13 protein-coding genes and 1 pseudogene are annotated in these 13,842 nt (G+C 60.7%); 6 read left to right on the top strand and 8 right to left on the bottom strand.

The genetic code is table 11. The annotated features are described in order from the left end of the window. Positions 1–70: 70 nt before the first annotated feature. The 4 genes and pseudogenes from PMI26_RS0129535 to PMI26_RS18360 all read right to left on the bottom strand — a co-directional run bounded on the left by PMI26_RS0129535 (position 71) and on the right by PMI26_RS18360 (position 3,374). Positions 71–1,083 (bottom strand): annotated as a pseudogene (locus tag PMI26_RS0129535) (alpha/beta hydrolase). A 34-nt stretch (positions 1,084–1,117) separates the two neighbouring features. Further along, positions 1,118–1,537 (bottom strand): organic hydroperoxide resistance protein, encoded by a 420-nt coding sequence (locus PMI26_RS18350; protein WP_007973539.1) that lies wholly within the window; start codon positions 1,535–1,537, stop codon positions 1,118–1,120. Between the two features lie 351 nt (positions 1,538–1,888). After that, positions 1,889–2,350, bottom strand: a complete 462-nt coding sequence (locus PMI26_RS18355) for a MarR family winged helix-turn-helix transcriptional regulator (RefSeq protein WP_007973537.1) — start codon at positions 2,348–2,350, stop codon at positions 1,889–1,891. A gap of 67 nt (positions 2,351–2,417) precedes the next feature. Continuing rightward, positions 2,418–3,374, bottom strand: coding sequence for a LysR family transcriptional regulator (locus PMI26_RS18360; RefSeq protein ID WP_007973535.1), 957 nt, complete (start codon positions 3,372–3,374; stop codon positions 2,418–2,420). A 125-nt stretch (positions 3,375–3,499) separates the two neighbouring features. Between PMI26_RS18360 and PMI26_RS18365 the strand changes: the two genes are divergently transcribed. After that, entirely contained in the window at positions 3,500–4,234 is a 735-nt protein-coding gene (locus PMI26_RS18365) for a sulfite exporter TauE/SafE family protein (protein WP_033047732.1), read from the top strand. Here PMI26_RS18365 and PMI26_RS18370 read toward each other — a convergent pair. Continuing rightward, on the bottom strand, positions 4,224–5,078 hold the full coding sequence (locus PMI26_RS18370; RefSeq protein ID WP_007973533.1) for a LysR substrate-binding domain-containing protein: 855 nt from the start codon (positions 5,076–5,078) through the stop codon (positions 4,224–4,226). The genes PMI26_RS18365 and PMI26_RS18370 overlap by 11 nt on opposite strands. Before the next feature lie 95 nt (positions 5,079–5,173). Between PMI26_RS18370 and PMI26_RS18375 the strand changes: the two genes are divergently transcribed. After that, positions 5,174–5,389: a DUF1127 domain-containing protein gene (locus PMI26_RS18375; RefSeq protein ID WP_007973532.1), complete on the top strand. Its 216-nt coding sequence runs from the start codon at positions 5,174–5,176 to the stop codon at positions 5,387–5,389. 80 nt (positions 5,390–5,469) lie between these two features. Next, the gene (locus PMI26_RS18380) at positions 5,470–6,699 is read left to right on the top strand and encodes a winged helix-turn-helix domain-containing protein (protein ID WP_007973531.1); all 1,230 of its coding nucleotides are present in this window, start codon (positions 5,470–5,472) and stop codon (positions 6,697–6,699) included. A 108-nt stretch (positions 6,700–6,807) separates the two neighbouring features. Here PMI26_RS18380 and PMI26_RS18385 read toward each other — a convergent pair whose 3' ends face one another. Then, positions 6,808–8,154: a class II 3-deoxy-7-phosphoheptulonate synthase gene (locus tag PMI26_RS18385; protein WP_007973530.1), complete on the bottom strand. Its 1,347-nt coding sequence runs from the start codon at positions 8,152–8,154 to the stop codon at positions 6,808–6,810. A gap of 150 nt (positions 8,155–8,304) precedes the next feature. Between PMI26_RS18385 and PMI26_RS18390 the strand changes: the two genes are divergently transcribed. Next, positions 8,305–9,060, top strand: a complete 756-nt coding sequence (locus PMI26_RS18390) for a spermidine synthase (protein ID WP_007973529.1) — start codon at positions 8,305–8,307, stop codon at positions 9,058–9,060. Positions 9,061–9,184: 124 nt separating this feature from the next. Here the strand turns inward: PMI26_RS18390 and PMI26_RS18395 are convergent, their stop codons facing one another. Next, positions 9,185–9,976: a crotonase/enoyl-CoA hydratase family protein gene (locus PMI26_RS18395; RefSeq protein WP_007973528.1), complete on the bottom strand. Its 792-nt coding sequence runs from the start codon at positions 9,974–9,976 to the stop codon at positions 9,185–9,187. 424 nt (positions 9,977–10,400) lie between these two features. Here PMI26_RS18395 and PMI26_RS18400 point away from each other — a divergent pair, with 424 nt between their 5' ends. After that, entirely contained in the window at positions 10,401–12,074 is a 1,674-nt protein-coding gene (locus PMI26_RS18400) for a DEAD/DEAH box helicase (protein ID WP_007973525.1), read from the top strand. A gap of 139 nt (positions 12,075–12,213) precedes the next feature. Here PMI26_RS18400 and PMI26_RS18405 read toward each other — a convergent pair whose 3' ends face one another. Further along, the gene (locus PMI26_RS18405; protein ID WP_007973524.1) at positions 12,214–12,981 is read right to left on the bottom strand and encodes a DODA-type extradiol aromatic ring-opening family dioxygenase; all 768 of its coding nucleotides are present in this window, start codon (positions 12,979–12,981) and stop codon (positions 12,214–12,216) included. A 102-nt stretch (positions 12,982–13,083) separates the two neighbouring features. On the opposite strand from PMI26_RS18405, the gene PMI26_RS18410 reads away from it, so the two are divergent. Further along, positions 13,084–13,740, top strand: a complete 657-nt coding sequence (locus PMI26_RS18410; protein ID WP_033047730.1) for a thiopurine S-methyltransferase — start codon at positions 13,084–13,086, stop codon at positions 13,738–13,740. The last annotated feature ends 102 nt before the right edge of the window (positions 13,741–13,842 follow it).

The following is a 13,842-nucleotide window of genomic DNA, read 5'->3' as shown; positions in this document are numbered from 1 at the left end:
GGCGTCCGACCATTCAACAAAGGTGTTGCCTGACAGTCCGCTATCGCGAGCAAGCTCGCTCCCACAATTTTTATTTCAGGTGTTGCTTGAGCTCTTCAGACGCCTGCAACATCGCCGAACGCACCGCTGGCACCTGGCTCACCACGTTGAGCAGACCGTAGTCGTGAATCATGCCGTTGTAGCGCACCGAGGTCACCGGCACTCCGGCTTCATCGAGTTTGCGGGCGTAGGCTTCGCCTTCGTCGCGCAACACGTCGGCACCGGCGGTCTGTACCAAGGCTGGCGGCAACCCTTTCAACTGGGCAGTGGTGGCGCGTAGAGGTGAGGCGTAGATCTCGTTACGCTGGTTGGCGTCGGTGGTGTAGTTGTCCCAGAACCACTTCATCGCATTTTTGCTGAGGAAGTACCCTTCGGCAAACTGGTTGTAGGACGCGGTTTCGAAGTTGGCATCCGTCACCGGCCACAGCAATACCTGGAACTTGATCTCCGGTGTTCCCTTGTCCTTGGCCATCAGCGCAACCACGGCCGCCATGTTGCCGCCGACACTGTTGCCGGCTACCGCCAGGCGCTTGCCATCGACGTTGATCTCCTTACCGTGCTCGGCCACCCATTTTGTCGCGGCGTAAGCCTGGTTGATCGCCACTGGGTAATGGGCTTCCGGCGACGGCGTGTAGTTCACGAACACGGCCGCTGCCCCGAACCCGTCACCAGGTCACGCACCAGCCGCTCGTGGGTCGGGAAGTCCCCCAGTACCCAGCCGCCGCCGTGGAAGAACATGAACACGGGCAGCTCACCCTTGACCCCGGCCGGCCGGACGATGGTCAGGTTCAGCGGTTGGCCGTCGACTTGAATGGTCTTCTGGCTGACATCGGCTTTTGGCAGAGTCAGTTTCACCCCGGCCTGCGCGCCCGTCAGCACGGCGCGGGCGTCTTTTGGGCTGAGTTGTTCAAGCGGCTTGCCGGTACCGGCATTCAGCACATCGAGGAACGCCTGGGTATTGTGTTCAACCCCGTCACTTGCGAACGCACCGTTGATCGACAGAGCGAGAAGGGTTCCGGTCAAGACTTTGCTGAAAGTGTTCATGTTCGTTTCCTGTTCGGGCCTGGGTAGTCAGCGTTTAGACGGTTACGTGCAGGCGCACATCGACGTTGCCACGGGTGGCATTGGAGTACGGGCAGACCTGGTGGGCGGCGTCGACCAGTGCCTGCGCATCGGCTTGTTCAAGACCCGGCAGGCTGATGTGCAGGTCAATGTCCAGGCCGAAACCGCCAGGGATCTGGCCGATGCCGACATGGGCGGTGATCGAAGCGTCGCTCGGGATGCTGCGCTTGGTCTGGCTGGCGACGAATTTCAGGGCGCCGATGAAGCAGGCGGAGTAGCCGGCGGCGAACAGTTGCTCGGGGTTGGTGGCTGCACCGCCGGCACCGCCGAGTTCTTTCGGCGTGGCGAGTTTGACGTCGAGGATGTTGTCGCTGGACACCGCACGACCGTCACGGCCACCGGTGGAAGTTGCGATTGCGGTGTAGAGAGTTTGCATGGTGAAAGCCTCGTTCAGGGTTTTATTTGTTTGCGCTAAATGTTTGTGCGCTAAGTAAGTGCGAAATAAATGTATCGCGCTGATGTTTAGTGCGCAAGATAAAAAATGGAATAAATTTGCCAGGACCGACGAACGGTTTAATGGGGTTGGCTGAAACTATTGAGTTAGAGCGGGTGTAGGTTTTAAAGGCGACTTTTTATGGCGGGGAATCGGGTGCCATGGCATCGCACAAAGCAATTGTGGGAGCGGGCTTGCTCGCGAAAGCGGTGTGTCATTCGAAATTTACGTCGACTGACACACCGCCTTCGCGAGCAAGCCCGCTCCCACAGGGGATTTGTGGTGGTCTTGAAATTACAGGCTGTCTTGCAGGTGGCGACGCAGCGCTTGCAGCTCCGCTTGCAGGTTTTGCAGGCGCTCCAGTGTCATCCCGCTGGCGCCGAGGATGCATTGGGGAATATCACGCGCCTTGTCGCGCAACGCCCGGCCCTGTTCGGTGAGCTCGACGATCACCACGCGTTCATCTTCGCGGCTGCGGGTTCGGCTGAGCAGGCCTTCGGCCTCCAGGCGCTTGAGCAGCGGCGTCAAGGATCCGGGGTCGGTCAGCAATCGCGTGCTGATTTCGCCTACCGTCAAACCGTCCTTTTCCCACAACACCATCATCGCCAGGTATTGCGGGTAGGTCAGGCCCAGCGCTTGCAGCAAGGGCTTGTAGACCTTGGTCATCATCAGCGAAGTGGAGTGCAGGGCGAAGCAGGCCTGGTTATCCAGCAGCAGGTTGTCGCAGTTGTCCGGGGTGTTGCGCTCGGTGCTCATGTCGAAGCCTTGATCTGTGATCCTTGGAATCTAGCGGGCGAATCTTTAATGCGCCAGATAATTTTGATCAGTGCCGTTGCAAATGGGTTTGCAATAGCAGATCCCAGGGCGGCACCGGGCTGAAGCGGGTTTTCAGGTACTCCAGCAACAAGCGGCTTCGGGAGTTGGGTTGTTGTTCCAGGCGCAAGGCATAGATGCCGGCGTTTTCCGGTTTTGGCAGGTCGCTGTCGCAGAACAGCGGCAGCAACTCACCCCGCAACAGGTACTCGCTGGCCAGCCAGGTCGGCAGGTGCGCGATACCCAATCCGGCCAATGCGCCGCATACCAGCGCCTCGGCATTGTTGGCGCTCATGCGCACCCGCGCCGGCCGATGCAACTGCATTTGCCCGTCCCGTTCGAAACGCCAGGCGAAGGGCGGAGCGAGGCCATCCCAATCGACTCCGTCGTGTTCAATCAGCTGCGACGGATCGGTCGGCACGCCGCGTCGGCGCAAATAGTCAGGACTGGCACAGGCAATGCGCACCATGCTCGCCAGTGGCGTGGCCACCAGCCGGGTGTCGGCCAATTGCCCGGCGCGCAGCACCAGATCGACCTTGCCGAGGTTCTGGCCCTGCATGTCGACAAAACTGTCGATCAGGTGCAGTTGCACATCGAGTCCCGGATAGAGCATGAGGAAATCGGCAATCACCGGTGCCAGGTGCCGGCGCCCAAAGGCTGCTGGCGCATCGATACGAATCAGGCCTTCCGGCGCGCTGCTCAAGGACACGGCCTCGGCCCGGGCCAGGCGCAACTCGGCGACGATCCGCCGTGCTCGCTCGGCGAAGGCCAATCCTGCCGGGGTAGCGCGCACCGCATGCGTGCTGCGGATGAACAGCTGACTGCCGACCGCGTTTTCCAGGCTGTCGATACGCCGTGCCACGGCCGAAGGGGTCATTGGATGACGGCGCGAGGTGGCGGAAAAACTGCCGGTTTCCAGAACGTCGAGGAATAAAGCCAGTTGGTCGGTCAGTTGGTTGGGGTTCATGGCAAGTCTGCGCTTGTGCGAATTTGGCACAGCCATTGTGCGTCGCTGTGCGTTTCCGTGCCATAAGCAACTGCGTAGGATCAATGGCGTGATGTGAGGAGAAATCGGCCGTGAGTGAGTTTCTGATGTACCTGATGTTCGGTGCCGCCCTGGGCACGTTCGGCGGTTTGTTCGGCATCGGCGGTGGCCTGATTGCCATTCCGCTGTTGGGCGTGCTGTTCGGGCTCGATCAGCAGATTGCCCAAGGCACGGCATTGGTGATGGTCGTGCCGAACGTGATGCTGGCGCTGTGGCGCTACCATCAGCGCAACCGGATCGAGCGGCAACACGCGCTGCCGTTGGCCCTCATGGGGTTCTGCTTCGCCTGGCTCGGGTCGATCTGGGCGGTGGGCATCGATGCGCGAACGATGCGCATAGGCTTTGTCGCGTTTCTGATCGCACTGTCGGCGTACAACCTCGTTCGCATGTTCGCCGCACGCACCACGGCGGCGTCACAGATGAACTACTCCTGGCCCTGGCTGGGCGTGCTTGGTGCTGCATCCGGCACGATGGGCGGGTTGTTCGGCGTGGGTGGCGCGGTGGTGGCGACGCCGGTGCTGACCAGTCTGTTCGGCACCAGTCAGGTGGTTGCGCAGGGGCTGTCGTTGGCGCTGGCCTTGCCGAGCACGGGGGTGACGCTGGTGACTTATGCCGTCCACCATCAGGTCAACTGGGGAATCGGCTTACCCTTGGCTGTCGGGGGGCTGATGAGCATCAGTTGGGGCGTGAAGGTTGCCCACGCCTTGCCGGAGCGGTTGCTGCGCGGGCTGTTTTGCGGGTTCCTGGTGTTCTGTGCGGTGATGCTCGTCTTCAAAGTTTGAAGCCATCAATGATGTGGTCGGCCAGGCACTCGGTGATCGGTGACGGGTTATGCAGGTTGCGCACGAGCATGATGCTGGCCTCGGGCAGCAACGGCAGATCCTCGGCTTCACCCAGAATTCGCATGTCCGCGGTGATCAGGCTTTCAAGCTGTGCGGTCACTGCCAGGCCGGCGCTGACCACGGCCATGATCGCCGACAGGCTGTCGCTGTTGTACGCCACCCGGTAGTCGCGCCCCCGGGCATCCAGGGCATTGCAGGCCCACTGGCGGCAGAAGCAATCGCTGTTGAACATCGCCAGCGGCAGCGGCGTCTGTTCGTGGGCGCTGTAGCATTGCGCCTCGGCCCAGACAAAACGTTCCTTGCGCAACAACTGGCCGATTTCGCTGCCCGGCTCGCGGGTCACGATGGAAAGGTCCAGGTCCTGGCGCATCAGCAGCTGTTTCGATGATTCGCAGTGCACTTCGATCTGGATCAGCGGATAGGACTGGGCAAACCGGCGCAGAATCCCCGGGAGAAATCGCATCACATAATCGTCCGGCGTACCGATGCGCACCATGCCGACCATGTCGGGTTCACGCAGGGTATTGAAGACCTCGCTGTGCAGCTTGAGGATCCGCCGCGCATAGCCCAGCAGCACCTGGCCTTCGGCCGTCAGTCGCACCTGCCGTCCGTCGCGCTGGAACAACTGACGCTGCAGCACATCTTCTTCCAGTCGTTTCATCTGCATGCTGACGGCTGACTGGGTGCGGTTGACCATTTCGCCGGCGCGGGTAAAGCCGCCCTGGTCGGCGATGGCGACGAAGGTGCGCAGCACTTCGGTATCGATACTCGGGTAGGCCGACATTCATCAATCTCCGAGATATGTGACATCAGAAACATTCGTTGGATTGATCTTAGACCCGGCGCGAGACTGGAGCCATCCAAACGGAGGGCAACAAGATGAAAGGTCAACATGAGTTCCACGGTGCGGAAAAACACTCCATTCACCTGATATCCGATCTGCTGCACAAGGTCGGCCGCTGGTACGAACTGCATCGCGAGCGCGAATTGCTGGCGAGCTTGAGCGACGAAGCACTCAAGGACATCGGCATGAGTCGTGCGGATGTGGAGAACGAGTCGATCAAGCCGTTCTGGAGCGACCCGATGCATAAATGATCCGATCAATAAATGATGAATCCCACGCTACACAAACCCCTTACCGGTGAGGTAGGTTGCGAGCAGACAAGGAGATGCCCATGCCCGCAACATTGTCCTTTACCCTCAAACAGGCTCGGCGTCTGGCGCTGGCCGCCCAAGGGTTCAACGGGCGGCAGTCGCCAGCGGCGATCAAGGCTGTTGCGCTCAACCGACTGATCGAACGGCTGGGCATTTTGCAGATCGATTCGGTCAATGCAGTGGTGCGTTCGCACTACCTTCCGCTGTTTTCCCGCCTTGGCCATTACTCCTCCGACTTGCTCGACCAGGCTGCCTGGAGCCAGGGCCGGCGACGAACACTCTTTGAATATTGGGGCCATGAAGCCTCGTTGTTACCGCTTTCCCTATACCCGCTGATGCGTTGGCGCATGCAGCGAGCGAGCCGTGGCGAAGACATCTATCAGCAATTGGCGCGTTTTGGGCGTGAGCAGCAAGACACGATTCGTCGCGTGCTGGCATCGGTCGAGCAGCAGGGCGCGCTGGGTGCCGGAAGCCTGTCGACCCGTCAGGAGCGTGCCGGGCCCTGGTGGGACTGGAGTGCGGAAAAGCATGCGCTGGAATGGTTGTTCGCTGCCGGTGAAGTGACCGTTGCCGGACGGCGCGGGTTTGAAAGGCTCTACGATTTGCCCGAGCGGGTGATTCCCTCGGCGGTGCTTGCGCAGCCCGTCCTTGATGAAGCTGACGCCCAGCGCGGCCTGTTACGGCATGCGGCAAAGGCCTTGGGTGTCGGTACGGAGAAGGACTTGCGTGACTATTTCCGCCTGAACCCTGCGGACAGTCGTCCACGTTTGGCCGAGTTGGTCGAGGCCGGTGAATTGCTGACCTGCGATGTCCAGGGCTGGCGACAAGCGGCCTATTGTCTGCCCGAGCCGAAGGTACCGCGCAAAGTCGCGGCCAGTGCCTTGCTTTCGCCGTTCGATTCGCTGATCTGGGAGCGCAGCCGTACGGAGCGGCTGTTTGATTTCCGTTATCGGCTGGAAATCTACACTCCGCAGGACAAGCGCGTTTACGGCTATTACGTGCTGCCGTTTCTGCACAACGAACGGATTGCCGCACGGATCGATCTGCGTGCCGAGCGGGCGGCGGGTCGTTTGGCTGTGCATGCGGTGCATGAAGAGGAAACGGGGCTGGATGAGGAGGGGATGCTGGCGTTGGCGGTCAATCTGCGGCAGATGGCGGATTGGCTGGGGCTGGCGCAGGTTCAGTTGAACTGCCTGCGGGCGAGTGCGGCGCGGTTGCGGGTGGCATTGACACAGATTGAGGGTGACTGAACTGGCCCCTTCGCGAGCAAGCCCGCTCCCACATTGGTTCTGTGTTGTTCACAAATCAAGTGTGGGAGCGGGCTTGCTCGCGAAGGCGTCTTGTCAGGCAGCCAATAACTATCGCCGAACCTGCTTCAGTGTTTCAGCAATCAAAAACGCCAGTTCCAGCGACTGATCGGCATTCATCCGCGGGTCGCAATGGGTGTGGTAGCGATCCGACAAACCGTCCTCGGTAATGGGCCGCGCACCACCGATGCACTCGGTAACGTTCTGCCCGGTCATTTCGATATGGATACCGCCGGCATAACTGCCTTCGGCTTCGTGCACCTGGAAGAACTGCTTCACCTCGCCAAGGATCTGCGCGAAGTCGCGGGTCTTGTAGCCGCTGCTGGCCTTGATGGTGTTGCCGTGCATTGGGTCGGAACTCCACAGCACCTGCTTGCCTTCACGCTGGACGGCACGGATCAGTTGCGGCAAGTGATCGCCGACCTTGTTCGCGCCCATCCGTGCGATCAGGTTCAGGCGGCCCGGATCGTTGTCCGGGTTGAGCACGTCGATCAGGCGAATCAGGTCGTCGGGGTTCATGCTCGGGCCGACCTTGACCCCGATCGGGTTGTTCACCCCGCGCAGGAATTCGACGTGGGCGCCGTCGAGTTGGCGGGTGCGGTCGCCGATCCACAGCATGTGCGCCGAGCAATCGTAGTAATCGTTGGTCAGGCTGTCGCGACGCACGAAAGCTTCTTCGTAGTTCAGCAGCAGCGCCTCGTGGGCGGTGAAGAAACTGGTTTCGCGCAGCTGCGGCGAACTGTCCATGCCGCAGGCGCGCATGAACGCCAGGGTTTCATCGATGCGATCGGCCAGGTGGCTGTATTTTTCCGCCAGCGCCGAGTTGGCGATGAAGTCCAGGTTCCACTTGTGCACCTGATGCAGATCGGCAAAACCGCCCTGGGCGAACGCGCGCAGCAGGTTCAGGGTGGCGGTGGACTGGTGATAGGACTGCAACAGGCGCTCGGGGTCCGGCACGCGGCTTTTTTCGTCGAAACCGATGCCATTGACGATGTCGCCACGGTAGGCGGGCAGCGTCACGCCATCAATGGTTTCGTCGTTGGCCGAGCGCGGCTTGGCGAACTGCCCGGCCATGCGCCCGACCTTGACCACCGGGCAGCCGGCGGCAAAAGTCATCACGATGGCCATCTGCAGCAACACCTTGAAGGTGTCGCGGATTTTTGCCGCGGAGAATTCGGCGAAGCTTTCGGCGCAGTCGCCACCCTGCAACAGAAACGCGCGGCCCTGGGTCACCTCGGCAAACTGACGGCGCAACTCACGGGCTTCACCGGCAAACACCAGTGGCGGATAGCTGGCCAGGGTCTGCTCGACCTGCTGCAAATGCGCGGCGTCGGGGTATCGGGGTTGTTGCTGGATCGGCAGGGCGCGCCAGCTGTCAGGGCTCCAGGGTTGGCTCATCACGGTCTCTAGTGTTTTCGCTCGGACGTCCATGTTATCAGCAAATTAGTGCGTGACCTGTTCCCGTCGCATCGCTGACAATCTCGCCTTTGCCGCTCTCTACACGCGGTGTTATTGCGTTGCCGGCCCCGGTGACGGTCAGGAGATGAAATGACTGAGGAACGCGTCGAGCATCTGCTCGCCGAGGTACAGGACGAGTTCGGTGTGATTCGTGTGCTGGAAGTGGCCGATTACCGTTTTCTAGAATTCGGTGATGCCATCGAGCAAAGCTGCGTGTTCACCGCCGATCCGAGCTGGCTCGAGTACGACTATACCCGGGCGATGCTGATCGGCGCGCTGTGCCATGAACTACCCGAAAGCGCACTGTTTCTCGGTCTCGGCGCCGGTACGTTGACCCAGGCCTGCCTCAAGTTCCTGCCGCTGGAAGATGTCGAAGCCATCGAGCTGCGCCCGGACGTGCCGCGCCTGGCTATTGAATATCTGGGGCTGGATGACGATCCGCGCCTGTACATCCGCGTTGGCGATGCTCTGGAATTGCTGGATACCGCCGAATCGGCGGACCTGATTTTCGTCGACCTTTATACCGATGTCGGCCCCGGTGTCGGGCACCTGGCCTGGAGCTTTCTGGAAAACTGCCAGAAGCGATTGAATCCGGGTGGCTGGCTGGTCATCAATCAGTGGGCTACCGACGATGGCAAACCCCTGGGCGCCGCCTTGTTGCGCGGTTTGTATCACCGCCACTATTGGGAACTGCCGGTGAAGGAGGGCAACGTGATCCTGATCGTGCCTTCGGAGCTGGATCAGGCGCTGGACATGGACGGCCTGATCAACCGCGCCGAAGCGCTGGCGCCGCGTCTGGGGTATTCGTTGCAGTCGTTGATCAAGGCGATTCGCCCGGCGACCTGATTAATTAATTGTCTGGACGGGCCCCTTCGCGGGCAAGCCCGCTCCCACAGTGGATCTTTGGAACTCACCGGACTCTGTGGGAGCGGGCTTGCCCGCGAAAGGGCCATCAAAGCCAATGTAAAAATCAAAGCCCTTTGAAGACCCCAGGCCGCCGCTCCACCATCGACCGCACACCTTCCTTGACGTCCTCACTCGCCATCAACTTCTTCACCAGTGCGGGCAACGCCTGTGCCGCTGCGGTTTCCCCTTCATAGCGGGCCTGTCGCGCAGACATCAGTGTCGCTTGAACGCCGAGCGGCGCCTGGCGGGCGATCCGCTCGGCCAGTTCAATCGCCCGGGGCAGCAAGTCCTCGCTGGCCATGACCTCCTGCACCAGGCCCAGGTGCAAGGCGTCACGGGCGTCGAATTCATCCCCGGTCAACAGCCAGCGCATGGCATTGCCCCAGCCGGCCACCTGATGCAGGCGCAGGGTGGCACCGCCGAACGGGAAGATCCCGCGCTGAACTTCCATCTGCGCGAACCGGGTGTTGCTGGCGCACAGGTTGATGTCGGCGGCCAGCATCAGCTCGATGCCGATGGTCAGGCAATAACCCTGGGCGGCGACAATCACCGGTTTGCTGACCCTGGGACCGGCGAACACCGCCCACGGATCACAGCCGCCGGGTGGAACCTGCCAGCCATCTGCCAGTGTGACGCTGGCATTGACCAGATCGAGCCCGGCGGTAAAGTGCTCGCCATGAGCAAACACCACCGCTACGCGCGCCTCGCTGTCGGCCTCGAATTCGCCATAGGCCAGGCTCAGCGCGTTGAGCAGATCGAGATCGAAGGCGTTGCGCTTGGCCACCCGATCCAGACCGATCAGGAACACATGGCCGCACTGTTCGCGGCTGACTCGACTGGAGCAGGGCTGATTCATGGAGCGGTCCTCGGGGGTGGGAAAGGCGTGCGGGGACCTGCGGTCTGCACGGTAAAGGGTGAACCGTTTTAGCGCCATCACCCGCAAGGCCGGGCCTTTGAAAAATAGACGGCTGACCGATTATTCGCAAAGCCTGTTACACAACGGTGTATCCGGCGGATTTCCGATAAAAAAAGCTCCCTTTTTTGACGAATTCCGGTATAGTGCGCGCCGGCCTTTAACCGGGCCGCGTTTAGGTAGCGCAATTCCCCGAAGCCAGCTTCGGCTGCACGTCCGCCCAGCGGACTCTTCCTTGACGATTCTTTTCATTCATTCGTTTTCGCAAATCCCCGCCGACAAAGCTGCCAGGGCGACTCTTGAGTCTCAACACGGCATGTGCAGCTTTGGAGCATGGGTCTTTGCGGATGCACTTAGAGGCAGACCCATGACCCAGGAAATCGGCGGCTTCGCCGCTCTTGAACTTCATCCAAATATTGTCGCTGCAGTAGTCGCTACCGGCTATGAAGAGCCTTCGGCCATTCAGCAGCAGTCGATCCCGATCATTCTCGCCGGTCACGATATGATTGGTCAGGCGCAAACCGGTACCGGTAAAACCGCTGCCTTTGCCCTGCCAATTCTGCACCGCATTGATCCGTCCAAGCGCGAGCCGCAAGCTCTGATCCTGGCCCCAACTCGTGAGTTGGCGCTACAAGTTGCAACCGCTTTCGAAACCTACGCCAAGCAAATGCCGGGCGTGACTGTTGTGGCTGTCTACGGCGGCGCGCCGATGGGCCCACAACTGAAAGCAATCCGTAATGGCGCACAAATCGTTGTCGCCACTCCGGGCCGTCTGTGCGACCACCTGCGTCGCGACGAAAAAGTACTGGCGACCGTGAACCACCTGGTTCTCGACGAAGCCGACGAAATGCTCAAGCTGGGCTTCATGGACGACCTGGAAGTCATCTTCAAGGCCATGCCGGAAACCCGTCAGACCGTACTGTTCTCGGCAACCCTGCCTCAGTCGATCCGTGCCATCGCCGAACGCCACCTGCGTGATCCGAAGCACGTCAAGATTCAGAGCAAGACCCAGACCGTTACCGCGATCGAGCAGGCTCACCTGCTGGTTCATGCTGACCAGAAGACTTCGGCCGTTCTCAGCTTGCTGGAAGTGGAAGATTTCGACGCCCTGATCATGTTCGTGCGCACCAAGCAAGCGACCCTGGACCTGGCCAGTGCCCTGGAAGCCAAAGGCTACAAAGCCGCTGCGCTGAACGGTGACATCGCCCAGAACCAGCGTGAGCGCGTGATCGACTCCCTCAAGGATGGCCGCCTGGACATCGTTGTGGCGACCGACGTTGCTGCTCGTGGCCTGGACGTTCCGCGCATCACTCACGTGTTCAACGTTGACATGCCGTACGATCCGGAGTCCTACGTTCACCGTATCGGCCGTACCGGCCGTGCCGGTCGCGAAGGTCGTGCACTGCTGCTGGTGACTCCGCGTGAGCGCCGCATGCTGCAAGTGATCGAGCGTGTAACCGGTCAGAAGGTTGCTGAAGTTCGCCTGCCGGACGCTCAAGCCGTTCTGGATGCGCGCATCAAGAAACTGACCAACAGCCTGTCGCCGCTGGTGGCCGAGGCCGAATCGACCCACGGTGATTTGCTCGATCGCCTGACCGCCGACATCGGTTGCAGCCCGCGTGCCCTGGCCGCAGCCCTGCTGCGCAAGGCAACCAACGGTCAAGCGCTGAACCTGGCCGCTATCGAGAAAGAGCGTCCACTGGTGCCGAACAATGCACCGCGTGGCGATCGTCCAGAGCGTTCCGGTGATCGTCCTGAGCGTGGCGACCGCGAGCGTCGCGCTCCGATGCCACTGGGCGAAGGCCGTGCACGTTGCCGTACCGCGCTGGGCGCGCGTGACGGTATCGCTGCCAAGAACCTGCTGGGTGCCATCCTCAACGAAGGTGGCCTGGCGCGTGAAGCGATCGGTCGCATCCAGGTGCGTGATAGCTTCAGCCTCGTCGAGCTGCCGGAAGATGGTCTGGAGAAGTTGCTGACCAAGCTGAAGGACACTCGCGTTGCCGGCAAGCAGTTGAAGCTGCGTCGCTACCGCGAAGATTGATCCGCTCTCGGGCTGATTGATCGAACATGAAAAATCCCCGACTGGTTCGGGGATTTTTTTTGCCTGTTGTTCAGGCCTGGCTGGAGAGTGGCGGTGGTTCATTCGACTTGCTCGCGAAGGCCGCGACTCGGTCTGGCCGTCAGCCGAAGCGATAGATATCCATGCCCAGTGCACCCATGGTGAACCCCTGGTGGGCAATGCTGAACGGCCCGCCGGCGGCGCGGGCGAAGTACAGCGGCAACAGGTGTTCGTCGCTGGGGTGGTTGCGCACGGCATGCGGTGCCTGCGAGCGATAGTCATGCAATGCGGCTTCGTCGTTCGCTTCGAGCTTCTCGATCATCCAGTCGCGAAACGCCAGTGCCCAGGGCTCAACGCTCTCGGGGCCGGCGTGCCAGTCCAGCTCCCGCAGGTTGTGAGTGATGCTGCCGGAGCCGATCAGCAGGACGCCGTGCTCGCGCAGGCTGGCCAGCGCATGGCCAACGCGGGTCTGCAGAGCAGGGCCGGAGCGGGTGGGCAGCGAAACCTGGACAATCGGGATGTCTGCTTGCGGGTACATCAGCGATAAAGGCACCCAGACGCCATGATCAAAAGGTCGATTGCTGTCGATTCGCGCAGGAAAGCCGGCGGTTTTCAGTAGCTCGGTAACCTCTGCGGCGAGTCGTGGGTCGCCGGGTGCCGGGTACTGGACTTCGAACAGGGCTTTGGGAAAACCACCGAAGTCATGCCAGGTTTCAGGCTGCGGATTGCCGCTGACCAGCAGCTCATTGCTTTCCCAATGTGCAGACACAATCACGATGGCTGTGGGCCTGGGGATCTCGGCGGCCAGGCGGGCGAGTGCCGGTCCGCTGGCACCGGGTTCCAGGGCGAGCATGGGGGAGCCGTGGGATATGTACAGGCTGGGGAACATGAATGAGCTCCTGAGAGTTAAGATGCAACATCTTCAGTCAGATCATTAATCTAAATCTAATATAAGTTTTAGGGTGTTTTGATCGAATTTTCGGGGTTATTTATGCAGCCGGAGTTTTGGCACAAGAAATGGGCGGCGAATCAGATCGGCTTTCACCTGCCGCAGGTGAACCCTCATCTGAAACGGTTCTGGCCAGCGTTAAGCCTTGAAGAGGGGGCACGCGTGTTGGTGCCGTTATGTGGAAAAAGCCTGGATTTGCTTTGGCTCGCCCATCAAGGCCATGAGGTCCTGGGAGTCGAATTGTCGGAAAAAGCCATCGAGGAGTTTTTCAGCGAGCATGGCTTTGATCCGGCCGTCAGTGAGCAGGGGCCGTTCAAGGTCTATCGGGCAGGCTCCATTGAGCTTTGGTGCGGCAATTTCTTTGAGCTGACGGCCGGTGACACGGCTGATTGCTCCGCGCTCTATGATCGCGCCGCGTTGATTGCGTTGCCGCCGAAGATGCGTGAGCAATATGCCGCGCACCTGAATCGGATTCTGCCGAAAGAGTGTCGCGGGTTGTTGATTACGCTCGACTATGACCAGGTACAGATGGACGGACCGCCGTTTGCCGTGCTCGATGATGAGGTGCAGCGATTGTTGGGCGGGTCATGGTCGCTGAAGGTGCTGGAGGATCAGGATGTACTGAGTGAGAGCGGGAAGTTCCTGGAGGCGGGTGTAACGCGACTTGAGGAGCGGGTGTATCGGGTTTCCAGTCAGTAATTAGTTGTTAGTCCAGGCCTCTTCGCGGGCAAGCCCGCTCCCACAATGATCTGTGGCGTGGGAGCGGGCTTGCCCGCGAAAGGGCCCTGAAAAGCACTGAAG

The sequence above is a fragment of the Pseudomonas sp. GM33 genome, from assembly GCF_000282295.1.
Lineage (GTDB): Bacteria > Pseudomonadota > Gammaproteobacteria > Pseudomonadales > Pseudomonadaceae > Aquipseudomonas > Aquipseudomonas laurylsulfatiphila.
Note: the sequence above shows the minus strand (reverse complement) of the source record. Positions and strands in the feature narration are given on the sequence as shown.